Below are 23370 nucleotides of genomic sequence, written 5' to 3' on the forward strand. Positions count from 1 at the left end.
TTGTGGTTAATTATAAGAGCTCCGTGGCGATGCGACGTGCCTCGGCGTCGGAGTTGAGATAGTCTTCGTAGGTGGGTGCCTTCACAAAGGTGGCGCGCTGCATGGTCTGGGCAATGATGTCGCCCATCTGCAGGAATCCGCAACGGTCCTCGAGGAAGGCGCGGTTCACGATCTCGTTGGCTGCATTGACAATACAGGGCATGTTGCCTCCCTGACGGATGGCTTCGTAGGCCATGGCCAGACAGCGGAACTTGTTGAGGTCGGGCTCGAAGAACTCGAGGGGCTGCTTGAACAAGTCCAGGCGCTGACCGCTGAGGGGCAGACGCTGTGGGAAAGAGAAGGCATACTGGATGGGTAAGCGCATGTCGGGCACGCCGAGCTGTGCTTTCACCGAACCGTCCTGGAACTGTACGGCCGAGTGTACGATGCTCTGGGGGTGTACCAATACCTGTATCTGCGAAGCCTCGACGCCAAAGAGCCATTTGGCTTCAATCACCTCGAAGCCCTTGTTCATCATCGAAGCAGAGTCGATAGTGATCTTGGCGCCCATATCCCAGGTGGGATGACGCAGTGCATCAGCCTTGGTGACGTGTGCAATCTCTTCCATGCTCTTCAGGCGGAAAGGACCGCCAGAGGCTGTCAATAGAATCTTGTCGATGGGGTTGTTGTCCTCGCCCACCAGGCTCTGGAAGATGGCAGAATGCTCACTGTCAACAGGCAGGATGGAGGCGCGGTTCTCAAGGGCCAGCTTGCAGATCAGTTCACCGGCCACCACCAGTGTCTCTTTGTTGGCCAGACAGATGGTCTTATGAGCCTTGATGGCATGGATGGTGGGAGAAAGGCCGGCAAAACCAACCATGGCGGTCAGAACCATGTCGATAGGACCTGCTTCCACAATCTCGTCGAGCGCACGCGCACCGGCATAGACCTTCACGTCGGGCATGTCGCTCATCAGCTGTTTGAGTTCTTCGTAGCGAGCTTCGTTGGCAATGACAACGGCAGCAGGCTTGAACTTATGGGCCTGCTGAGCCAGAAGCTCCACTTTATTGTTGGCCGTCAGGCAATACACCTCGTAGAGGTCGGCATGCTCCTCGATGACTTCAAGGGCTTGTGTGCCGATAGAGCCTGTAGAACCAAGAATTGCTATTTGTTTCATATGTCAAAGATGCCCTGAGGCAGGGCCATTGTTATTGTTTTCTTGTTTTGATCAATTGCTGTGATAAGATCCTCGGAGGCGGGAATGAGTTGTCCGTCTTCCAGGCAAAACAGGATATTGATGGTGGAATCGTCGATGCTGGCAATGCGTCCCACCGTCTTCTGACTGTCGTGGTCGATGATAGAAAAGCCAACAAGGAAGGTCCAGGTGATGTCCTCCTGATCTTCGTTCATGTCGCGTGGCAGGAACACATCGCAGTTGGTCAGTTCCTTTGCGCGCTCAAGTGTGTCGATGTCGCAGAACTTCACCAGCGCGGTGGAGTCGGAACGGAAACGGTATTCTTCCATGAAGAACGGCACCAGGATGCCATCGACCTCCAGGATGAGGTAGTCGGCATCGGCACGATCGAAGATGTCGTCATCGAACATGAAGCTGATTTCGCCCTTCACGCCGTGCGCCTTTCCCAGTTTTCCTATCTTATAGACGTCTTCTTTGCGTATCATATGCGTTGAATCTTTGCGCCAAGGGCATTCAGGCGTCCTTCAATATTCTCGTAACCGCGGTCTATCTGTTCGATGTTGTCGATGCGGCTCACACCTTTAGCACTCATGGCTGCAATGAGCAGGGCAATACCTGCACGGATGTCGGGACTCGACATGCGGCCGCCACGAAGCTGAAGCTTGCGGTCGTGACCCACGATCACCGCACGATGGGGGTCGCAAAGAATGATCTGTGCGCCCATGTCGATGAGCTTATCGACAAAGAACAGGCGACTCTCAAACATCTTCTGGTGCACCAGCACAGAACCGCGAGCCTGTGTGGCCACGGTGATCAGCACCGAAAGGAGGTCGGGCGTCAGGCCAGGCCAGGGTGCATCGGCAAGTGTGAGGATGGTGCCGTCAATAAAAGACTGTATCTCATAGTGACGCATGCGGGGGATGAAGAGGTCGTCGCCCTCTTCCTTCACCTTGATACCCATGCGACGGAACGTGTCGGGGATGATACCAAGGTCTTTGATAGAGACGTCCTTGATGCGTATGCCATCGCCTACCATGGCTGCCATACCAATGAATGAGCCTACCTCAATCATGTCGGGCAGGATGCGGTGGGTGGTGCCATGAAGGTGGTCAACGCCCTCGATGGTGAGCAGGTTGGATGCAATGCCGCTGATGCGTGCACCCATGCTGTTCAGCATCTTGCAGAGCTGCTGCAGGTAGGGTTCGCATGCTGCGTTATAGATCGTTGTAGTGCCTTTAGCCAGAACGGCAGCCATGACAATGTTGGCCGTACCGGTGACCGAAGCTTCGTCGAGCAACATGTAGGTGCCTTTCAGGCGTGTGGCTGCTATCTCGTAAACGTTGCGTTCGGCTACGTGGTTGAACTGTGCTCCTAAGCGCTGGAAGCCCAGGAAGTGGGTGTCCAGACGGCGGCGGCCAATCTTGTCACCACCGGGTTTGGCGATGATGGCCTTACCCATACGTGCCAGCAGTGGTCCAATCATCATGACTGAGCCACGCAGTTGGGCACATTTCTGTACGAACTCGTCGCTCTCCAGGTACTTCAGGTCCAGGTCGTCTGCCGTGAACGTATAGGTGGAGGGTTGGTCTTCCACAACCTTCACGCCGATATCCTTCAGCAACTGTATGAGATTCATTACGTCACGGATGTGAGGGATATTGCTGATTGTGACAGGCTCGCTGGTGAGCAGAGACGCACAGATGACTTGCAGGGCCTCGTTCTTGGCACCTTGAGGAATAATGGTTCCGCTAAGCAGATGACCTCCTTCTATTTGAAATGCTGACATGGGCAGGGGGCTGTTTACTTCTTTCTCTTGTTATTACGCTTGGGCTCCTCGTTCATCTTCACGGGGGTGAAGGTGAAGTTTGCAAGGTCGAGCTGAATGACGCCATCGGTGAAACGGGCCAGATCATCGGCCACTTTCTCGTTGTCCATCGAACCGCGTCCCCACAAGGCGAGGTCGCGCTTCATCTGGTTGGCAGTCAGGCGGGTCAGCTCGTCGCGCTCTTCGCCGGGCTCCATGGTCTTCAACTTCTGGAAGAGCTCCTCCACCAGGTGGCCATAGTGGCGCAGGTGGGTGTGCTCTTGTGGAATGGCCATGGGCTTTGGCTTGGCATTGATGACGTCAGCATTGCTGATGTCAAAGGGCCAGTCGATGTCCAGCTGTTTGTGACTCATCAGATAGAGGTGGTCCCAGAGAGCCTGTTCATAGTCGGCATTGTCGCGTATGTGGGGAATCTTGGTCTCCATCAGGCGAACGATGGTCTTAGCACAGCGCAGACGCTCCTCTCGTGTGGGGAGTGTTACGGCGTGGTCCACCATCTTCTGAATCTCCCTGCCGTATTCCGGAAGCAGCAATGCTTCGCGTTGGGTGTTATAATCTAATCCTTTTATTTCCATATTCTAAATCAGCTTTGATGGCATCTTGGCTACGTAGTCTTTCAGATAGAAAGGCACAAAGTAGGCCACGTCTTCTACCTGCTCGCTCAGCAGTCGGCGCTCGGCCAGGGGCTGCATCCATTTGGCGAGTGGCTCGATGCCATCGATGTAATGTGCGTTGGGGTGCTGTATGATGTCCATGCATTTCTTGGCACCATTGCCAAAGAAATAGACGGGCTGCTTGTCTAAGTATTCACGATAGGTGTCGGCATCTACCACGTCGGCACGCACCTCGCGCACGGGCTTCAGTGCACGGTCGTAGAGGCCGGCATAGACCTCCATGCGGCGTGCGTCGAGCATGGGGCAGAGGAGGGCGCCCTCGGGAACCAGCTCTCTCAGCAGTACGGGTACGCACAGCAGTTCCAGGGTGGGGACGGCAATCAGCTTCAGGTTGCGGCCATAGCAGATGCCTTTAGCCATCGAGACACCGATGCGAAGACCGGTATAGGAACCGGGACCGCAGCTCACGGCTACGGCATCGAAGGGGATGGCATGATTATCGGTGAACGAGAGGGCCTCGTCAACCATGGTGCCCAGTCGCTCAGCATGGTTAGGACCGGAATGGTCGTCCTGCTGGAAAATGACATGGGAGTCTTCGCTCACAGCTACAGAGCAAACGTCAGTGCTCGTTTCAATATGCAGTATGCATGACATAGTATTCTTGTTGTCTTGCTTTTTATAGGGTTTGTTATTTCTTGTTTTGTTGGTCAGACCACCTCTTCAGGCGCTTATACTCCTTCTTGGTCAGACGCATGAATGAACCATGCTGAGGCGCCGTGACGCCCTCAATATCTACAGGGTCGCGGAAGTTGCGCAGGTTCTCGTCGGCCTGGCAGATGCGGTAGTGCTTGGGGCGGTCGCTATACTGGATATAAGCTACGCGCCAGGTCTTGTCGCCTATCAGTTGGAAAGCACTTGAGCCTTCGCACTTCTTCTTTCCTTCAAACGATACATAGTCGTTTTCTACCGGTTCGCCCCAGCCGTGGGTGAGGTGCTTCGACGTGGCGGTATAGATGCCAGGCTTGCCGCCTTCTTTCTTGATCAGCATGTGATAGAGTCCGTCGGGCAGCAGGTTGATGTCGGCATCGATGGTGGCATAGCCCCAGTCGAACAGCAGTCGGGGCTGGGTCAGCTTCGTAAACGACTTGTCGGCATAGCTGTAGTACATGCGGTCGTAGGCCTCTTCGGCGCGGTTCCACATAGAGTAGTAGATAAAGTAGCCGCCTTTCTCGCCATTCTCCCAGGTATAGTTGGGATCCCAGAAAATCTGTGGCGCCCATACGCGGTTGATGGTGCTCCAGTTCTTATAGACGCTGGTGGCATTGGCATCCGAGAAGATGCTGGTGCCCTGGCGATAGTCGAAGGTGACGCTGGTCCAGTGGATCAGGTCGTCGCTCTTCAGCAGGTCGATACCGTAGTTGTCCCACACGTGGCTCTTGGCTACACACATATCGGTGGTCACCATCACAAAGCCTTTGCCATCGTAGCTGCGTGTGATGTAGGCATCACGCTGGCCGCCCTCTATGCGGGCATGCTCTTTAGGGTCCATGATGGCCTTGCCGTCCAGCACATCCTCGTAGTGGTAGCCATCTCGGCTCAGGGCGTATGCCGTGTACTCACCTTGGTCACTCATGTGACAATACAGGTAACCGTAGTTACCTTTCTGGATGTTTTGGGCGTTGGCTGACGGTGTGGCTATAATCAGTATAGCGATAATACTTAGTATGTTGCAGAATCTATTCCAGTTTCTTACATCCATTTTAAGCAGTCTTTTAATAATGTTCTTCTGTAACTTTGCTGCAAAAATACACATTTTCTATTGAATAGCCAAAGAATAGTCCGAAAACCTTTTGCTATCTCATCCTTTTTCAGTACCTTTGCCTACTGAATGATAAACAAGTTCACTAAAACGAATTCAAACTAACTATCATAAACAATTATGTGTACTACAAAATCTCTATTGATGGCCCTTTTTATGGTCGCATCAGTATGTCCAGCGTCTGCGCAGAAAACCAAGCAGCCCGCGGCGTTGGAACCGCAGGACCCTAATGAGATGGTGTCCTATCTCTTCACCTACTTCAATAGTAATGACCCTAAGGACGAGCAGATTTGCTATGCCTTGAGTGACGATGGCTACAACTACACACCGCTGAACGATGGTATGCCTGTGATTGAGAGCGACACCATTGCACTGACACAGTGTGTGCGTGATCCTCACATCCTTCGTGGCGAAGATGGCAAGACGTTCTACATGGTGGCCACCGACATGCGCTCATCGCTGGGATGGAGCAGCAACCGTGGCATGGTGTTGATGAAGTCAACAGACCTGGTCAACTGGCAGCACTCTACCATCAATTTCCCCACTCGCTATACCAAGAAGTGGAAAAACGTGATTCGCGTATGGGCACCTGAAACCATCTACGACCGTCAGGCTGGCAAGTACATGGTGTTCTATTCATTGCGCACCAGCGAACCCGGTTCTTACGATAAGATCTACTATCAGTATGTCAACAAGGACTTCACCGACCTGGAGGGCGAACCTCAGTGGTTGTTTGATGCTGGCAATGCCACCATCGATGGCGATATCGTCTATAACGAGGCCGACCAGTTGTATCATCTCTTCTACAAGCAGGAGTCGGGTAGGGGCATCTATCAGGCTGTGGCCAAGAACCTCACCGACAAGTGGCAGATGATTGGCGGCAACGTGGAGCAGACCAAAGAGGCCGTTGAGGGCGTCGGCGTCTGCAAGGCGATCGACGGCAAGTCGTGGATCATCATGTACGACTGCTATGGCAATGGCCATTATCAGTTCTGTAAGTCGGAAGACCTGAAGACCTTTAAGTTCGTGCAGAACACAGAGATGCGTGGTAAGTTCACCCCTCGTCACGGAACCATCATCCCTATTACCCGTGCTGAGAAAGAACGTCTTTTGAAGGCGTTCCCTAATCATAAGCAGCCCATCCTCAGCGGCTTCCATGCCGACCCCGAGGTGCTCTATTCCAGCAAGACTAAGGAGTACTATATCTACAGCACCACCGACGGCACTCCCGGATGGGGTGGTCACGACTTCAGCGTCTTCTCATCCGACAACCTCATCGACTGGAAGGACGAGGGCAAGATGCTCGACGTCAAGGGCGACCAGGTGAAATGGGCCACAGGCAATGCCTGGGCTCCCTGCATCATCGAGAAGAAGGGCAAGTACTATTTCTACTTCTCGGCCCACAACCCCAAGACCAACCGCAAGGAGATTGGCGTAGCTGTGAGCGATAGCCCCACAGGTCCCTTCGTGGATAGCGGTGCACCTGTCATCACCGACAACGATCGTCCTAAGGAGGCTCGTGGCGGACAGGCCATCGATGTGGATGTGTTCAAAGATCCCAAGAGCGGCAAGTGCTACCTGTACTGGGGCAATGGCTTTATGGCAGGCGCCGAGCTGAACGACGATATGCTCTCTGTAAAGAAGGAGACCGTCACCCACATGACGCCCAAGGGCGGCAACCTGCAGACATGGGCATTCCGCGAGGGCGCCTATGTGTTCTATCGCAAGGGCACCTATTACTTCATGTGGAGTGTTGACGACACAGGTTCACCCAACTATCACGTATGCTATGGCACCGCGAAGTCACCTCTTGGTCCTATCAGCATTGACGAACAGAACTATCTGGTGATCAAGCAGAAACCCGAGGACAAGATCTATGGCACCGCTCACAACTCCGTGCTGCAGATTCCCGGTAAGGACGAGTGGTACATCGTTTACCACCGCATCAACAAAAACTATGTGAACCATGAGCCGGGCATTCACCGCGAGGTATGTATTGATCGTATGACATTCGATAAGAAAGGTCGCATCATCCCCGTCACCCCGACACTGGATGGTCCTGCACCTCTGAAATAAACAACAAAAAAAGGATTCTGCCTCGACAGAATCCTTTTTTCTTTATAGCACCTTAGCCCTTCAAGCTATTAACGCCATAGGTCTTGCATCGCCATAGTGGCAGTTTCAAATGGTAAAACTGCCACTATTGTTTTCCAATACTTCCCCTATTGCTTTCTAAAACTGCCAGTTTTGCCTTCCAATACTGCCAGTTTTGCCTCGATTCTAGAGTCTAGAATGGCGTAGTCTAGAGTTTAGAAGTCAGTCGTCTAGACTCTAGAATCAGCGTTTCTAGACTCTAGAATCCCCTTTTCCAGACTCTAGCACAAAATCAAAACCAAGACTATTGCTCGTTAAAAGTCCTTCTCTTACCATGTAAAACGGTAAGAAAAGGACTTCAATTCAGCTCAAATAAAGCTCCAAGAGGCTGACAGTTTCTTACTTTTCCAAGTATGGCCACCCCTCTTTATTCCACTTGATAGGTCGCTGTATCAAGATGGCACCACCGTTGAATTTCGTGGCGTAGCCATGACACACAAACCAGCTCTCGCCGTTCCAGTCGTAGGCTGAGCAGTGGCCGGCGGCCTCAAACTCCTTCTTGTCGCCTTCAAAGAACAGGTTGCCTCCGCCTTCCAGCATCTTGCGGCCTTGACTGTCGAGGTAGGGGCCTGCCACGTTTTTCGAGCGTCCCACCGCCACGCGGTAGTTACTCTTCGAACCGCGACAGCAGTAGTCCCACGACACGAACAGGTAGTAGTAGCCACCATGTTTCAGGATGAAAGGAGCCTCGATGGCATTGCGACCGGCAAACTTCGACGTGGGGTTCTCTGCTGCATGAGGGTCGTTGGGCAGATGGCGGCGGGCGATGGTCACAGGTTTTGAAGCCAGATGCATGGTGGTGTCGAGTCGGGCTATCTGGATGCCGTCCCAGAACGAGCCCCATGTCATCCAGGGCTGGTCGTCATCGTCGATGACAAAGTTAGGGTCAATGGCGTTCCATTGGTTTCTTTTCTCTTTCGAGGCCACGATGCATCCACGGTCTTCCCATCTTCCGTTCAGTGCCTTTGCCGACATCAGACCGATGGCTGAGGTGTTCTTTCCAAACGTCGAACAACTATAGGCCAGCCACCATTGTCCGTGCCATTTGATGACGTCGGGCGCCCAGACATGGTTCTTGAACCCAGGCACCGAGTCGTGGGTCCAGGCGGGCAGGTCTTCGATGTAGGGACTTGCCTGCACGGTCCAGGTCTTACGGTCGCGAGAGGTGGCCCATTGCACGCCGATGCCCGTAGAGAGCAGGTAGTAAGTGCCGTTTTCATAAGCCATGACAGGGTCGTGTGCCATGATGGTGTCACTCGAAAAAGCCATGCGGCGTGGACGTTGTGCTTCGGTCGTAGCGCAACAGGCTGCAATGCAGAGTAGTGCTAGTAATTTTTTCATTTGCTTTCGTAGCTTGTATTTTAATGATTGTTTTGATAGTTAATTGTCATATTTCCTTGCAAATATACGACGTTTAGTGCGGAAAACTGGCAAAAATGCGTCTTTATTATTGTAATTTAACCACTTTATGTTCATTTTGCTTTCATTTTCTTTGTTTGAGTCTTGTTTTTTCGTATCTTTGCCACAAAATAAAACTAAATTAATTGAAGCATGAAATTATTAAAGGTGTCGGCTCCTGTATTTTTGCTCCTGAGTTTTCTTCTTATCTCGATGCCCGTTTGGGCCGATGCAGTGCAGGTCGATTCGTTGGCCACACTCGAAGAACTAAGAGCACAGAACGAGTTGCTTCAACAGCGTTCGCGATTCACAACGGGTGGTTTAGCCATGATCCTGACAATCACTGCCATGCTGGTTTTCCTAGTTATCAACAACCGTTGGAACCATCGTCTGGAAATCAAAAACCGACAGTTGGAGCGAGAGCGCAACGTGGTGGTGGCGCAGAATAAGCAGTTGGCCATCGAGCGCGACCGTGCTGAGCAGGCTTTGAGTGTCAAGACCTCTTTCATCCAGAGCATGACGCATGAGATTCGTACGCCTTTGAATGCAATCAGTGGTTTCAGTCAGGTGCTGGCCACTCCAGGTATCGACATCCCGCAGGAGGAGAGACTGGACCTGAGCACGCGCATCCAGGAGAACACCCGACAGCTCACCACCATCCTCGACGACCTTATCATGATTTCCGACTTGGAGAGCAACTGCATGGTACCCCCTCTCGAGGATTGTCCTGCTGCGGCTATCGTAGGTTTTGCGGCAGATGCTTTCCGTCCGTTATTCCCTGCCACGTTGACTTTCAACATAGAGAATAATGTGAGTGAAGACTTGATCGTGAAGACGAATCCGCACATGATTAATACCATCCTTCAGAAATTGTTGAGCAATGCGGTGAAGTTTACCAGTCAGGGCAGTGTCACACTTCGTCTTAACAGTACTGACGATCAGCTGTGTATCTCCGTTGTGGATACCGGTCCTGGTATTCCGGCCGATAAGAAAGACTTCGTGTTTGAGCGCTTCTCTAAGCTCGACAATTTTGTGCCTGGCACAGGTCTTGGCCTCTCTATTGCACGCATGATAGCCGAGCGCATCCATGGCACCTTGGATCTTGACACCAGTTATGTAGGCGGAGCAAAGTTAGATCTAGTTATTCCCATTCATTTCGACGTATGAAAGAAAAATTCCTCGCTTTGATGGGCTTCTCCGTTCATCGCCATAGCCTTAAGACGGAGATCGTCTCCGGTCTGACCACTTTCACCACCATGGTTTATATCCTGGCCTTGTTGCCAGCCATGTTCGAGTCGTTGCGAGGTGTGGGCTTCCCCGTTGACACCATGTTCACAGCCTCTATCCTGGCCACCATCGTTGGCACGCTGCTCATGGCTTTTCTTGCCAAGCGTCCTTTTGGTCAGGCGCCAGGTCTCACGCTCAACATCTTTTTTATTCAAACGGTCTGCTTGTCGCTGGGTTATCCCTGGCAGTTTGCGCTGACGGCCGTGCTGATTGAAGGAATCCTGTTTGTGCTGCTTTGCATTGGAAACCTCCGTCAGCTGATATTCGAACTTGTGCCTTCTTCTCTGAAGTATGCCATTGCTGCAGGTATTGGCTTCTTCATCGCCATGTTGGGCTTCAAGAGCAGTGGCATGCTGGCCGATGGCACCGTCTTCAACCATCTGGAGACGTTAGGCACGCCCACTTCCATTCTTTTCCTGATAGGACTCATCCTGACGGGCTTGTTTGCCATTCTGCATATTAAGGGCGGTCTGCTGCTCAGCATCGTCTTTGTGACACTGATTGGTATTCCCATGGGTGTGACCACGGTACCTGGCGAGGTGTTCTCAATGCCGGTATCGCCAGCCCCCCTTTTCTGTCAGTTTTCGTTGGATTACCTCTTCCAGCCCGATCTCTGGGTCTGTGTGCTTATCATGCTGTTCTTTGATGTTTTCGATAGTTTAGGTACTATTGTAGGTATCATGGCATGCACCGGACTGATACGTAAGAGTGGTCGTATTCCACATCTGCGTTCGCTCATGCTGAGTGATGCCCTTGCCACGGTGACGGGTGCATGTCTGGGATGTAGCACCGTGACGACCTATGCTGAGAGTGCCACTGGATTTGCTGAGGGCGGCCGTACGGGTGTTTCTGCCTTTGTTGTGGCCTTGTGCTTCACCGCCAGCTTGTTCCTGGCTCCCATCTTCCTGGCCATCCCTGCAGCGGCTACAGCACCTGTAATGGTCATGGCAGGTCTTTATCTCTTTGGTTCTGTGCGCCATATCTCGCTGACCAATACCAAAGAGATGATGCCAGCTTTCCTCACCATCCTGCTGATGCCCGTCACGGGTAGCATCACCGACGGTATCATCGCAGGCCTTTTCTCCTATATCATTTTTGCTTTTATGGGTGGATTAGTCCATCGCGTGTTCCATCGTCGAGATACAACGACAGAGGATCAATAAAGGAGAAGGAGCCCGGCAAATCCGCTCATCACAATCATTTTGATGGGGTTCACCTTGAAGAACATGGTGCCCACAAAGGTGGCTACAAACAGCATCACGCTGATCACAAACTGCCACATGTTCTCGTCGGGTGTAGAGAAGTTTTCCTTGGTGCACAGCAACAAAGTGGCTGCGGCCAGGAGGCCTACCACAGCAGGGCGCAGTCCGATGAAGATAGACTGCACGCTGTTGGTCTTCATGTATTTCATGAACATCTTGCTGATCAGTATCATCAAGATGAAAGAAGGTAGCATCAGCGCAAAGGTTGCTACGGCCGAGCCCAGTACAGACATACCCACACCAAATCCCGCATTATGACAGGCCGTGTAGCCGCAATAGGTAGCTGAGTTGATGCCTATTGGACCAGGTGTCATCTGACTGATGGCCACGATGTCTGTGAACTGCGAGGTTGTCATCCATCCCCAGTGATGCACCACTTCGCCTTGAATCAGCGACAACATACCGTAACCGCCGCCAAAGCCGAAGAGGCCTATTTCAAAGAATGTAATAAATAGATATAGGTATATCATTATTAAATGGTAGGTTTGATGTATTTTCCGTAGCACCATCCGCAGATGGCTGCTGCCAGGATGATAAAGATAGGCGATACGCCCAGCAACCAGATGAGCAGCGCTCCTCCGATGGGTATCCAGCAGTTGGCCCATGACACGTGGGCGCTTTTTGCCAGATTGAAGGTAGGCACGGCGATGAGCGCCACTACGGCAGGACGGATGCCGCGGAAAATCGATGCTACGATGGGATTATCCTGAAACTCGTGGAAAAACATAGCGATGCCCAGGATAATCAGAAACGAGGGTAGGGCTGTGCCTAAGGCCGTGGCGATGGCACCACGCAGTTTGCTCAGCTTGTAACCAATAAAGATACTGGTGTTGATAGCAAACACGCCAGGACAACTCTGCGCAATGGCTATGATGTCAAGAAACTCCTCCTTGCTCACCCATTGCTTCTTGTTTACCACCTCTTCCTCTATTAAAGGTATCATGGTATATCCACCCCCGAGGGTGAATATGCCAATCTTAAAGAAGGTTTTAAATGATTCTAAATAGATGTTCATTACTTGTGCGCCTCCACCCACTTACGTGCATTCACGAAGGCCTCAATCCAAGGCGTTACCTCATCATTGCGACGGTCGGCAGGATACCAAGCGTTCTGCCAGGGGAACACGGCACGCTCCAGGTGTGGCATCATGCACAGATGACGACCATCCTCAGAGCAGATACCTGCCACGTTGTAGTCAGAACCGTTGGGGTTAGCGGGATAGCCAGCGTAGTTGTACTTAGCAATCACGTTGTAGGCGCTCTCTGCCTCGGGCAACTGGAACTTACCCTCTCCGTGGGCTACCCACAGACCGAGCTTGTTGCCGCTCAGCGAACCGAACATCACTGAGTTGTTTTGAGGAATGCTCAGGCTGATGAACTCACTCTCGAACTTGTGAGAGTCGTTGTGCAGCATCTTAGCACCCTTAGCACCTGTGAGACCCAGCTCAACCATCAGCTGACAACCGTTACAGATACCCAGTGACAGGGTGTCCTTGCGGGCATAGAACTTATCCAGGGCCTCCTTAGCCTTGGGGTTGAAGAGGAAGGCACCAGCCCAACCCTTAGCCGAACCAAGTACGTCGGAGTTAGAGAAGCCACCGCAGAACACGATCATGTTGATATCCTCCAATGTCTCACGACCACTGATCAGATCGGTCATCATCACGTCTTTCACGTCGAAGCCGGCCAGGTACAGACAGTAGGCCATCTCGCGCTCACCATTGGTACCCTTCTCACGGATGATGGCTGCCTTGATGCCTGAAGGCTGACGGCGGTCGGCAGAGATGCCGTACTGAGCCAGCTTACCGGTGAAGTCCTTGTTGAACTGCATCTCGATGGGCTGCTTCTTGTAGTTCTCAAAGCGCTCCTTGGCCTTACCATTGAAGCTCTGCTTGCGGTCGAGCAGATAAGAGGTCTTATACCAGGTGTCGCGCAGGGCATCGATGTCGAAGGTCAGCTCCTTGTCGCCAGCCTTTACCACGATGCTGCGGCTCTCAGGCACTGAGTAACCGATCTTGGCAAAGCCTACGCCCTGCTCCTCCATGAAGTCGGCAAACTCCTGCTTGTGCTCGTCGCTCACCTCGATCACTACGCCGGGGTTCTCAGCGAAGAGGGCCTTCACGACATCGCCGTTCTTGCAGATGTCGTGCAGGTTGATGTGCAGACCGCCCTTCTGGTTGGCGAAGCACATCTCCAGCAGCGTGGTGATCAGACCACCGGCAGAGATGTCGTGACCTGCCATGATCCAACCCTTCTCAATCAACTGCTGAACAGCCATGAAGGCATCGGCGAAGTACTCGGCGTTCTTCACTGTGGGCACGTCGTCGCCCACCTTGCCAAGGCTCTGAGCAAAGGCCGAACCACCGAGGTGCTGCTCGTCGAACGAGAAGTCGATATGATAGAGTGATGCGTTCTTATCGTTGACCAATACAGGAGATACCACCTTCTTGATGTCTGACACCTCACCACCGGCAGATACGATCACGGTTCCTGGAGAGATGATCTTCTCGCCGTTAGGATACTGCTGACTCAAAGACAGCGAGTCCTTACCTGTTGGTACGTTGATGTGCAGGTCGCAGCAGAAATCAGACAAGGCCTTCACACCAGCATACAGACGAGCATCCTCACCCTCCTGTGAGCGGCAAGGCCACATCCAGTTGGCTGAGAGACTCAGTGAATCCATGCCGTCGGCCAGAGGAGCCCAAACGATGTTGGTCAGTGCCTCGGCAACAGACAGTACAGAACCGGCAGCGGGGTTGGCCAGACCGGCCTGAGGTGCATGACCCAGAGCGGTGGCGATACCTTTCACACCACGATAGTCGAGGGCTACTACACCACAGTCGCTCAGAGGCAACTGGATCTCACCCTGACACTGCTGGCGGGCAATCTTACCTGTCACAGAGCGGTCCACCTTGTTGGTCAACCAGTCCTTACAAGCCACAGCCTCCAGCTGGAGTACACGGTCGAGGTATTCATTAATCTTATCCTGGCTGTAGGCCACGTCCTCATAGTGACGCTCTACAGTATTATCTTTCATGATGGTCTTGGGAGAGTGACCAAACATCTGAGCCACGTCGAGGTCGAAGGGCTTCACGCCGTCGCCCTGCTTGAACGAGAAGTGGGCATCGCCTGTGGTCTCACCAACCACATACAGCGGAGCACGCTCGCGCTCAGCAATCTTGCGCACGTGTTCGATGTGCTTCTCGTCGATGAGCAGACCCATGCGCTCCTGACTCTCGTTGGCGATGATCTCCTTAGAGCTCAAGGTCTTGTCGCCAATAGGCAGTTTGGTCATGTCAATCTCACCACCGCACTCCTCAACAAGCTCTGACAAGCAGTTCAGGTGACCGGCAGAACCGTGGTCGTGGATAGAGACAACGGGGTTCACATCCTCTTCGCAGAGTGCACGCACCAGGTTGTAGGCACGCTTCTGCATCTCGGGGTTAGCACGCTGAACAGCGTTCAGCTCAATGCCGTTGCTGTAGCGACCTGTATCTACTGATGATACAGAACCGCCACCCAGACCGATGCGGTAGTTATCACCACCTACAACGACTACCTTGTTGCCTGGCTGAGGCTCCTTCTTCAGGCAGTCGCGCTTGGTGCCATAGCCCACACCACCGGCCAGCATGATCACCTTGTCGTAAGCATACTTGGTGTCGTTGGGCTCCTGATGCTCGAAGGTAAGCACCGAACCGCAGATCAGTGGCTGACCGAACTTGTTACCGAAGTCAGAAGCACCGTTCGAAGCCTTGATCAGGATCTGCTCTGGTGTCTGATACAGCCACTGGCGCACGGGCAGGATGTTCTCCCAGTCGCGAGTCAGCTTGTCATCATCGGTCAAACGGGGATAGGCTGTCATATATACAGCCGTACCAGCGATAGGCCATGAACCTACGCCACCGCCCATACGGTCGCGGATCTCACCACCGGTACCTGTGGCAGCGCCGTTGAATGGCTCTACGGTAGTGGGGAAGTTGTGTGTCTCAGCCTTCAGCGAGATAACACTCTCGATGTCTTTTACCTGGAAATAGTCGCTAGTGCTCTGATCCTTTGGAGCAAACTGCTCTACCACGGGACCCTGTGCGAAAGCTACGTTGTCTTTATAGGCAGAGAGAATCTTGTTGGGGTTCTCCTGCGTGGTCTTCTTAATCATGGCGAAGAGGCTAGACTCCATCTCCTTGCCGTCGATGATAAACGTACCACCGAAGATCTTGTGGCGGCAGTGCTCAGAGTTGATCTGGGCAAAACCGAAGATCTCTGAGTCGGTCAGAGGACGACCGTTCTGCTTCTCCAATCCGTGGAGGTATTCAATCTCCTCGGGAGAGAGTGCCAGGCCCTCTTTTTCGTTGTATTCCTCCAGATTGTCCACATACTTGATGGGCTCTGGCTGGATGTTAATCGTAAAGATATCCTGATTCAGTCCTTCATACATGCGCTGCAGCATCTCGTCGTGCTCAGCATCTTTTGAATCAACTGCGAAGTACTCTTCTATACGAGAAATGCCGCTGAGTCCCATATTCTGAGTAATCTCAACAGCATTCGTTGACCAAGGGGTCACCATTTCGCGACGTGGACCGACGAAGAAACCTTCCATCGTCTGGGCATCAACAAGCTCGGCATTGCCGTAGAGCCAACAAAGTTCCTGAACTTCTGCTTGTGTGAGCTGATGATCCACCTCGGTGGCTATCACGCTCTTAGCGGGGGTTTTGAAGAAAAGAATCATAATTCCTTAATAACCTTATTAATATAGATGTTTTAATTTTGCTGCAAAGGTACAAAAAAACGTGTGAAGTACCAAAAAGAACTCCTTTGTTTTTTATCCTGTTATCTATTATTAAGGCGAATTTAATCTGTAAGACTCGGCATGCTCCAGGGACACCGGTGGCGATATGTAGCTGCTTGTGCAAATAAATTATAGCTGTCATCACATCAATTATAGCTATATTTTTTTGCGATTATATGAAAACTTAGTATCTTTGCAGCCAAAATAAGACGTAAATAGAATACGATGACTTACACAATAGAGAAGGTAGCGACGCTCATAGGAGCACGTCGTTACGGAGAGAGCGATACCACCATTGGGTGGCTTTTGACAGACAGCCGTTCACTTTGTTTTCCTGAACAGACTCTATTCTTCGCCTTGCGCACCAAGCGCAATGACGGACATAAGTATATTGACGAGCTTTACCGCCGCGGTGTTCGATCGTTTGTTGTCGAACAGGTGCCGGCCGACCGTGAAGCCCTTTATCCCGACGCAAACTTCCTGAAAGTGCCTTCGCCACTGGCAGCCTTGCAGCGCCTGGCCGAGCGCCATCGCGACGAGTTCGACATCCCCGTGGTGGGCATCACAGGCTCTAACGGTAAGACGTGGGTCAAGGAGTGGCTCTACCAGTTGTTGATGCCGTCGATGAAGGTGACACGCTCACCGCGCAGTTTCAACTCGCAGATTGGTGTGCCCCTGTCGGTGTGGTTGCTCAACGAGCAGACCAAGGTAGCCCTGTTTGAGGCTGGCATCAGCGAACCCGGCGAGATGCTGTCGCTCCACGACATCATCCAGCCCACCATCGGTGTGCTCACCTCTTTAGGTTCTGCACATCAGGAAAACTTTCGCTCTATGGACGAGAAATGCATGGAGAAACTGCAGCTCTTCCGCAACACGCAGGCGGTGGTCTATCCCTCTGACGATGACACCGTGAGCCGATGTGTGCGCCGTTCGCAGTATCAGGGCGAGCGCATCGGCTGGTCGCGCTACAGCGAGAAGGCTCCCATGTATGTCAAGGTCGATGACCATCATATCTCCTATATATATAAAGGTGTAGAAGGCTCGTTCGATATTCCTTTCACCGATGAGGCCAGCATCGAGAACTCTATCACCTGTGCCACGGTGGCGCTTTATCTGGGGCTCACGCCCGAGGAAATTGCCGAGCGTATGTCGCAGTTGGAACCTATTGCCATGCGACTGGAGGTGAAAGAGGGCCAGCGCGGACTCACGCTGATCAACGACTCCTACAACAGCGACATCAACTCGCTCGACATCGCCCTCGACTTCATGAACCGTCGTCCTGAGTTGAAAGAGAAAGCCAAGACGCTCATCCTGAGTGATATCTATCAGAGTGGTGAGTCGCCAGCCGAGCTTTATGGCGAGGTGTCCGACCTGCTCGTGAAGCGTGGCATCGACCGCTTTATCGGTATTGGCCCTGAGATTACGTCGCAGGCCAACCGCATCGCCGTGGAGAAAAAATGGTTCTTCACCACCGTCGATGAGTTCCTGCAGAGTCAGCTGTTTCATGCACTGCACGACCAGATACTTCTGTTGAAGGGCGCCCGCTCGTTTGGTTTCGAGCACATCAGTGAGCTCCTCGAACAGAAGGTTCACGAGACCATCCTCGAGGTGGACCTCAATGCAGTAGTCGATAACCTGAACCACTACCGCTCGTTCATGAAACCTGGCACCAAGATGGTGTGCATGATCAAGGCGGATGCCTATGGCGCCGGTGCCGTGGAAATAGCCAAGACGCTGCAAGACCACCGTGTGGACTACCTGGCTGTGGCCGTGGCCGACGAGGGTGTGACGCTGCGTAAGGCTGGCATCACCCAGAACATCATCGTGATGAACCCCGAGATGTCGTCCTTTCAGACGCTCTTCGACTACGACCTCGAGCCCGAGGTCTATTCGTTCCGCCTGATGGAGGCCCTCATCAATGCAGCCAGCAAGCAGGGCATCACCGGATGGCCCGTCCATATGAAGCTCGACACGGGCATGCACCGCCTGGGCTTCGACCCCGAGCACGACATGGAACGTCTCATCGACTGCCTCAAGCATCAGCAGGCCATCATCCCCCGTTCGGTGTTCTCGCACTTCGTGGGTTCCGACAGCGATGACTTCGACGCCTTCTCGGCCCACCAGTTTCAACTGTTCGACAAGGCCAGTCGCCAGTTGCAAGACGCCTTCCAGCACAAGATACTACGCCACATGGACAACTCCGCCGGCATCGAGCACTTCCCCGAGCGACAGATGGACATGTGTCGTCTGGGCATTGGTCTTTATGGTGTGGATCCTCGCACCAACCAGATGCTCTCCACCGTCTCTACGCTGAAGACCACCATCCTGCAGATGCGACCTGTCAAGGCCGGCGACAGCGTGGGCTATAGTCGCAAGACCATCCTAGAGCGCGACAGCATGATTGCCGCCATACCTATCGGTTATGCCGACGGCCTGAACCGCCACCTGGGCAATCGCCACGGCTACTGCCTGGTGAACGGCCAGAAGGCACCCTATGTTGGCAATATCTGTATGGACGTTGCCATGATTGATGTCACAGACATCGACTGCCACGAGGGCGACAGCGTCGAGATCTTTGGTAAGAACCTGCCCGTCACTGTGCTCAGTGACACCATCGACACCATCCCCTACGAGGTGCTGACCGGTGTTTCAAACCGTGTGAAGAGAATTTATTTTCAGGATTAAGAAAGACCTCACCCCCGGCCCCTCTCCGAGGGGAGAGGGGAGTCATAGGATATGGGCGCGCCGACCTTTTCTTCTAATAAAGGTCGGCGCGCTTCTTTTTTGCTAGCTTTTGGCCCTCAGGCTCTCCGCTCCTTGCCTTTTTGCCCTTTTCTCCCCTTTTTCTTTGCTCCTTGCTTTTTTCTTCCGCTCTTTCCTCCCTTCCGCCCCTCCGCTCTTTGCCTGGCTTCCCCTCTGCTCTTTGCCTGGTTTCCCCTCTGCTCTTTGCTTGGCTTCCCCTCCGCTCTTTGCTCCCTTCTCCGTAGGCCTCGGCTTGGCCGAGGCATTAAAGTTGCAAAAAATTTTCGTGTTTACGATTATTGTTGTATCTTTGCACAGGCTAAGAGAAAACCTGGCCAAACAACTACACTAAAACAAATAATTTTTGAGATAAGATGGAACAAATCTTTAGTTACATTATTCAGTTGGGAGCGTCGGTCATGATGCCGATTCTCTTCACAATCATCGGCTTATGCATCGGCATGAAGTTCGGCAAGTCGCTCAAGAGTGGTCTTTATGTGGGTGTTGGTTTCGTAGGTCTGGGCATCGTCACGGCCCTGCTGACCACCAATTTCAACACCCCGCTGGATGCCGTCTCTAAGATTTTCAACCTCGACCTGAAGGTGTTTGACATGGGATGGCCTGCAGCAGCAGCTGTGGCCTACAATACGGCAGTTGGTGCGCTGATTATCCCCATTTGCCTGGGCATCAACTTCCTGTTGCTCATCACTAAGTGCACCCGCACCGTGAACATCGACCTATGGAACTACTGGCATTTCGCCTTCATCGGCGCTGTGGCCTATTTCGTGATGGACGAGAGCCTGTTGTGGGGCTATTTCGCTGCCATCAGTTGCTATATCGTCACGCTGGTCATGGCCGACCTGACGGCCGACCGCTTCCAGAGCTACTACGAGAATATGGAGGGCATCTCTATCCCTCAGCCTTTCTGTCAGAGCTTCACCCCGTTTGCCATCGCCATCAACTGGTTGCTCGATCGCATTCCTGGTTTCTCGAAGCTCGACATCGATGCCGAGGGCCTGAAGAAGAAGTTTGGCGTGCTGGGCGAACCGCTGGTGCTCGGTGTCATCGTGGGTGCCCTGATTGGTGCTGCCGCACATTATGATCACTTCATCCATTTTGAGGCGTATGCCGCCGGCTTCGCTTCTACGTCGGATGCCGTGATGAGCATCGTGAAGTCTGTGCTCTTCCTGGGTGTGACGATGGGTGCCGTGATGGAGCTGATTCCCCGCATCACCCGTCTGTTTATCGATGGCCTGATGCCTATCTCCGAGAAGACTCAGGAGGTGGTGAAGCGTAAGTTCAAGGGCAAGAAAGTGTATATCGGCATGTCGCCTGCACTGGTGATTGGCCATCCCACCACGCTCGTTGTGTCGCTGTTGCTGATTCCCGTCACGCTGATTCTGGCCATCGCCCTGTCGAAGGCAGGCAACCAGTTCCTGCCATTGGCATCGCTGGCCGGCATGTTCTATGTCTTTGTGATGGTGCTGCCCTTCACCAAGGGTAATGTGGTGAAGACCTTTATCGTGGGCTTGGTGGCCGTGACCATCGGTCTTTATTTTGTCACCGACATGGCGCCTGCCTTCACCAATGCTGCCAACACGGTATTCGCTGCTACGCAAGACAAGGCTGCACAGATTCCCGCGGGGTTCCAGGCCGGTGCCATGGACTTTGCTTCGTCGCTCTTTGGCTATGTGGTCTATGCGTGTGTGAAATACCTGCAGTGGATTGGCATGGGCATCCTGACATTGATCACAGCTGCGATGGTGGTATGGAATCGCCTGCGCATTGTCCGAGAGGAAAAGAAATCATAATAGACAAATCCTAAAACAGTTTGAGATATGAAAAAAGCAATCATGAGTTTCGCCCTGCTGATGGGCGCGCTGGGTGCCAATGCCCAACAGACCGTGAACTTCCAGACGGCTTGCCATCCTGAGGATGTGAAGCACTACGACACGAAGACACTGCGCGAGCGCTTCGTGATGGAGAAGGTGATGGAAGCCGACAAGATCAATCTGACTTATTCGCATTACGACCGCTTCATCTTTGGTGGCGCAATGCCTGTGGCCAAGACGCTGAAGCTGGAGAACTTCCTGGAGCTCGGTCTTGACGTGGATCCCACCATCAAGGAAAAGTATTTCCTCTACAACCGCGAGCTCGGCGTGGTGAACTGCGGCGAGGGCGACGGCGTGGTCATCGTCGATGGCAAGGAGTATGCACTGGCTCCCAAAGAGGCTCTCTATATCGGTCGTGGACATATTGCCAAGGGCAAGGATGTGAACAAAGAGGTGCTCTTCCGTTCTAAGGATGCCTCGAAGCCTGCCAAGTTCTACCTGAACTCGGCCACCGCCCACCAGCACTACAAGACGCAGTGGATCACTCTCGACGGTCGTAAGGGCTCGTTGAAGGCTGCTGTCTGGGGCCCCGTGGGCTCGCTGGAGGAGTGCAACAACCGTACTGTGTATAAGCTCATCGTCAACGACGTGCTCGAGGAAGGTCCCTGTCAGTTGCAGTTGGGTCTGACCCAGCTGAACCCCGGTGCTGCCTGGAACACCATGCCTCCCCACACCCATGGTCGTCGCATTGAGGCCTACTACTACTTCAACCTGCCTCAGGACCAGACCATCGCCCACATCATGGGGCAGCCCGATGAAAGCCGCGTGGTATGGTTGCACAACGAGCAGGCCATCATGAGTCCTGAATGGAGCATCCATGCTGCTGCCGGTACCTATTACTATACCTTTATCTGGGGTATGGCAGGCGAGAACCTCTACTATAACGACAAAGACAACATTCCCGTAATTGATATCCGTTAACGCATCATGACACCTGTTGAAACCTCAAAGATGACGAACTTCCGTTGGGTGATTTGTGGCATGCTGTTCATGGCCACCACAATCAACTATATGGACCGTCAGGTGTTGTCATTGCTCAACACCAACTATATCTCTACCGAGTTCCACTGGGACAACGACGACTATGGCACCATCACCGCCATCTTCTCGCTCTTCTATGCCTTTATCTCGCTCTTTGCCGGTCGATTCATCGACTGGATGGGCACCAAGAAAGGCTATATCTGGGCTATCGTGGTGTGGAGCATCGGTGCCTGTCTGCATGCAGGCTGTGGCGTGGCCACCTGCTGGTTGAACGATATTGATAGCATCGAGACCCTGCGCACCGTGGAGAAAGCCTCGCAGGTAGGTCTCTTCGGGCTCACCGCCAGTGTGTGGCTGTTCATCGCTTGTCGTATGATACTGGCCATGGGTGAGTCGGGCAACTTCCCCGCAGCCATCAAGGTCACAGCCGAGTACTTCCCCAAGAAAGACCGTGCCTTGGCCACCTCTATCTTCAATGCCGGTGCCTCTATCGGTGCCCTCATTGCGCCGCTCACCATTCCCGCTTTGGCCGATGCCTTCGGTTGGGAGATGGCCTTCATCATCATCGGTGCCATCGGCTTTGTATGGGCAGGCCTCTGGGTGTTTGTCTATACGTCGCCCGTCAAGAGCCGCTTTGTCAATAAGTCCGAACTCATCTATATCGAGTCTGACAGAGAAGTCGAGGCCATCGATGCTGCTACTGCCGACGAGGCCGATAACGGCCCGAAGTTCTCGCTTATGGACTGCTTCAAGTATCGCCAGACGTGGGCTTTCATCGTGGGCAAGCTGTTTACCGACGGTGTGTGGTGGTTCTTCCTCTTCTGGGCGCCCGACTATTTCAATCAGTTGGGCTATCCCGTCACCACGATGACCGGCAAGATGTTGCTCTTCGTGCTCTACCTCATCGTCACCGTGGTCAGCATCTATGGTGGCTACCTGCCTAAACTGTTTGTCGAGAAGCGCGGCATGAATCCCTATATTGGTCGCATGCGTGCCATGCTGATCTTCGCCTTCTTCCCCATCTTCGCCATGTTTGCGCAGCCGTTGTCGGGCATCTCGCCCTGGATACCTGCTGTCATCATCGGTTTGGCGGGTGCTGGTCATCAGGCGTGGTCGGCAAACCTCTATTCCACCATTGGCGACATGTTCCCCAAGTCGGCCGTGGCCACTATCACTGGCATCGGCACTATGTTTGGCGGTCTGTGCAGCTTTGCTATCAACAAGACCTCGGGTGTGCTCTTCGACTATGCCGAGGCTCAGGGCGAGGCTTTTACCTTCTTTGGCCAGACAGGCAAGCCTGCTGGCTACATGATTGTGTTCTGCTACTGTGCCGTGGCCTACCTCATCGGTTGGGTCATCATGAAGGCCCTGGTGCCTAAGTACAAGCCTGTGGTCGTAGAATAAATAAAAAAGACCCCCTCCTAACCTCCCCCTGTG

17 protein-coding genes are annotated in these 23370 nt (G+C 53.0%); 7 read left to right on the forward strand and 10 right to left on the reverse strand.

The features are described 5' to 3' along the window. Positions 1–10: 10 nt before the first annotated feature. The 6 genes from T496_RS0100785 to T496_RS0100810 are packed head-to-tail and all read right to left on the reverse strand — an operon-like array spanning position 11 to position 5372. Positions 11–1156 carry a 1-deoxy-D-xylulose-5-phosphate reductoisomerase gene (locus T496_RS0100785; RefSeq protein ID WP_027449046.1) on the reverse strand — a complete coding sequence of 382 codons (1146 nt, stop codon included), beginning with the start codon at positions 1154–1156 and terminating at the stop codon, positions 11–13. Then, positions 1153–1659, reverse strand: coding sequence for a ribosome maturation factor RimM (rimM, locus tag T496_RS0100790; protein ID WP_027449047.1), 507 nt, complete (start codon positions 1657–1659; stop codon positions 1153–1155). The genes T496_RS0100785 and rimM overlap by 4 nt, the downstream gene beginning before the upstream one ends. Further along, the gene (gene murA / locus T496_RS0100795) at positions 1656–2960 is read right to left on the reverse strand and encodes a UDP-N-acetylglucosamine 1-carboxyvinyltransferase (RefSeq protein WP_027449048.1); all 1305 of its coding nucleotides are present in this window, start codon (positions 2958–2960) and stop codon (positions 1656–1658) included. The genes rimM and murA overlap by 4 nt, the downstream gene beginning before the upstream one ends. A gap of 14 nt (positions 2961–2974) precedes the next feature. Further along, on the reverse strand, positions 2975–3574 hold the full coding sequence (locus T496_RS0100800) for a DUF4290 domain-containing protein (RefSeq protein WP_027449049.1): 600 nt from the start codon (positions 3572–3574) through the stop codon (positions 2975–2977). Between the two features lie 3 nt (positions 3575–3577). After that, complete coding sequence (gene tsaB, locus T496_RS0100805; protein ID WP_027449050.1) at positions 3578–4267, reverse strand: tRNA (adenosine(37)-N6)-threonylcarbamoyltransferase complex dimerization subunit type 1 TsaB; 690 nt, start codon at positions 4265–4267, stop codon at positions 3578–3580. 34 nt (positions 4268–4301) lie between these two features. Next, positions 4302–5372: a glycoside hydrolase family 43 protein gene (locus T496_RS0100810; RefSeq protein WP_044110373.1), complete on the reverse strand. Its 1071-nt coding sequence runs from the start codon at positions 5370–5372 to the stop codon at positions 4302–4304. A gap of 216 nt (positions 5373–5588) precedes the next feature. Between T496_RS0100810 and T496_RS0100815 the strand changes: the two genes are divergently transcribed. Next, positions 5589–7508 (forward strand): family 43 glycosylhydrolase, encoded by a 1920-nt coding sequence (locus T496_RS0100815; RefSeq protein WP_231477970.1) that lies wholly within the window; start codon positions 5589–5591, stop codon positions 7506–7508. 417 nt (positions 7509–7925) lie between these two features. Here T496_RS0100815 and T496_RS0100820 read toward each other — a convergent pair whose 3' ends face one another. Continuing rightward, entirely contained in the window at positions 7926–8927 is a 1002-nt protein-coding gene (locus T496_RS0100820; RefSeq protein ID WP_027449053.1) for a family 43 glycosylhydrolase, read from the reverse strand. A 210-nt stretch (positions 8928–9137) separates the two neighbouring features. Here T496_RS0100820 and T496_RS13100 point away from each other — a divergent pair, with 210 nt between their 5' ends. Both T496_RS13100 and T496_RS13105 read left to right on the forward strand, forming a co-directional pair. Beyond that, a complete protein-coding gene (locus tag T496_RS13100; protein WP_081783487.1) occupies positions 9138–10151 on the forward strand; it encodes a sensor histidine kinase in 1014 nt (337 codons plus the stop codon). Further along, positions 10148–11434, forward strand: a complete 1287-nt coding sequence (locus T496_RS13105; protein ID WP_044110298.1) for an NCS2 family permease — start codon at positions 10148–10150, stop codon at positions 11432–11434. The genes T496_RS13100 and T496_RS13105 overlap by 4 nt, the downstream gene beginning before the upstream one ends. Here the strand turns inward: T496_RS13105 and T496_RS0100835 are convergent. From T496_RS0100835 to purL, 3 genes are read right to left on the reverse strand one after another with little or no spacing between them, the layout of a single operon-like run. Next, a complete protein-coding gene (locus T496_RS0100835; protein ID WP_027449055.1) occupies positions 11428–12003 on the reverse strand; it encodes a chromate transporter in 576 nt (191 codons plus the stop codon). The two genes, T496_RS13105 and T496_RS0100835, sit on opposite strands and share 7 nt — an antisense overlap. 2 nt (positions 12004–12005) lie before the next feature. Next, positions 12006–12548, reverse strand: a complete 543-nt coding sequence (locus tag T496_RS0100840; RefSeq protein ID WP_027449056.1) for a chromate transporter — start codon at positions 12546–12548, stop codon at positions 12006–12008. Then, positions 12548–16258, reverse strand: a complete 3711-nt coding sequence (purL, locus tag T496_RS0100845; protein ID WP_027449057.1) for a phosphoribosylformylglycinamidine synthase — start codon at positions 16256–16258, stop codon at positions 12548–12550. Before purL ends, T496_RS0100840 begins: the two co-directional genes overlap by 1 nt. A 285-nt stretch (positions 16259–16543) precedes the next feature. Here purL and T496_RS0100850 point away from each other — a divergent pair, with 285 nt between their 5' ends. The 4 genes from T496_RS0100850 to T496_RS0100870 all read left to right on the forward strand — a co-directional run bounded on the left by T496_RS0100850 (position 16544) and on the right by T496_RS0100870 (position 23337). Then, positions 16544–19003, forward strand: coding sequence for a bifunctional UDP-N-acetylmuramoyl-tripeptide:D-alanyl-D-alanine ligase/alanine racemase (locus T496_RS0100850; protein WP_027449058.1), 2460 nt, complete (start codon positions 16544–16546; stop codon positions 19001–19003). Between the two features lie 431 nt (positions 19004–19434). Continuing rightward, positions 19435–20871 carry a PTS galactitol transporter subunit IIC gene (locus T496_RS0100860; RefSeq protein WP_027449060.1) on the forward strand — a complete coding sequence of 479 codons (1437 nt, stop codon included), beginning with the start codon at positions 19435–19437 and terminating at the stop codon, positions 20869–20871. A 27-nt stretch (positions 20872–20898) separates the two neighbouring features. After that, positions 20899–21873, forward strand: coding sequence for a 5-dehydro-4-deoxy-D-glucuronate isomerase (gene kduI / locus T496_RS0100865; protein ID WP_027449061.1), 975 nt, complete (start codon positions 20899–20901; stop codon positions 21871–21873). Between the two features lie 6 nt (positions 21874–21879). Then, on the forward strand, positions 21880–23337 hold the full coding sequence (locus T496_RS0100870; protein ID WP_027449062.1) for an MFS transporter: 1458 nt from the start codon (positions 21880–21882) through the stop codon (positions 23335–23337). The last annotated feature ends 33 nt before the right edge of the window (positions 23338–23370 follow it).

This window comes from Xylanibacter brevis P6B11 (assembly GCF_000621825.1).
Classification (GTDB): Bacteria; Bacteroidota; Bacteroidia; order Bacteroidales; family Bacteroidaceae; genus Prevotella; species Prevotella brevis.

Bases quoted from the DNA above. Each gene is read 5' to 3' on its own strand.
- T496_RS0100785 (WP_027449046.1), bottom strand. From the start codon at position 1,156: ATGAAACAAATAGCAATTCTTGGTTCTACAGGCTCTATCGGCACACAA.
- rimM (WP_027449047.1), bottom strand. From the start codon at position 1,659: ATGATACGCAAAGAAGACGTCTATAAGATAGGAAAACTGGGAAAGGCG.
- murA (WP_027449048.1), bottom strand. From the start codon at position 2,960: ATGTCAGCATTTCAAATAGAAGGAGGTCATCTGCTTAGCGGAACCATT.
- T496_RS0100800 (WP_027449049.1), bottom strand. From the start codon at position 3,574: ATGGAAATAAAAGGATTAGATTATAACACCCAACGCGAAGCATTGCTG.
- tsaB (WP_027449050.1), bottom strand. From the start codon at position 4,267: ATGTCATGCATACTGCATATTGAAACGAGCACTGACGTTTGCTCTGTA.
- T496_RS0100810 (WP_044110373.1), bottom strand. From the start codon at position 5,372: ATGGATGTAAGAAACTGGAATAGATTCTGCAACATACTAAGTATTATC.
- T496_RS0100815 (WP_231477970.1), top strand. From the start codon at position 5,589: ATGGTCGCATCAGTATGTCCAGCGTCTGCGCAGAAAACCAAGCAGCCC.
- T496_RS0100820 (WP_027449053.1), bottom strand. From the start codon at position 8,927: ATGAAAAAATTACTAGCACTACTCTGCATTGCAGCCTGTTGCGCTACG.
- T496_RS13100 (WP_081783487.1), top strand. From the start codon at position 9,138: ATGAAATTATTAAAGGTGTCGGCTCCTGTATTTTTGCTCCTGAGTTTT.
- T496_RS13105 (WP_044110298.1), top strand. From the start codon at position 10,148: ATGAAAGAAAAATTCCTCGCTTTGATGGGCTTCTCCGTTCATCGCCAT.
- T496_RS0100835 (WP_027449055.1), bottom strand. From the start codon at position 12,003: ATGATATACCTATATCTATTTATTACATTCTTTGAAATAGGCCTCTTC.
- T496_RS0100840 (WP_027449056.1), bottom strand. From the start codon at position 12,548: ATGAACATCTATTTAGAATCATTTAAAACCTTCTTTAAGATTGGCATA.
- purL (WP_027449057.1), bottom strand. From the start codon at position 16,258: ATGATTCTTTTCTTCAAAACCCCCGCTAAGAGCGTGATAGCCACCGAG.
- T496_RS0100850 (WP_027449058.1), top strand. From the start codon at position 16,544: ATGACTTACACAATAGAGAAGGTAGCGACGCTCATAGGAGCACGTCGT.
- T496_RS0100860 (WP_027449060.1), top strand. From the start codon at position 19,435: ATGGAACAAATCTTTAGTTACATTATTCAGTTGGGAGCGTCGGTCATG.
- kduI (WP_027449061.1), top strand. From the start codon at position 20,899: ATGAAAAAAGCAATCATGAGTTTCGCCCTGCTGATGGGCGCGCTGGGT.
- T496_RS0100870 (WP_027449062.1), top strand. From the start codon at position 21,880: ATGACACCTGTTGAAACCTCAAAGATGACGAACTTCCGTTGGGTGATT.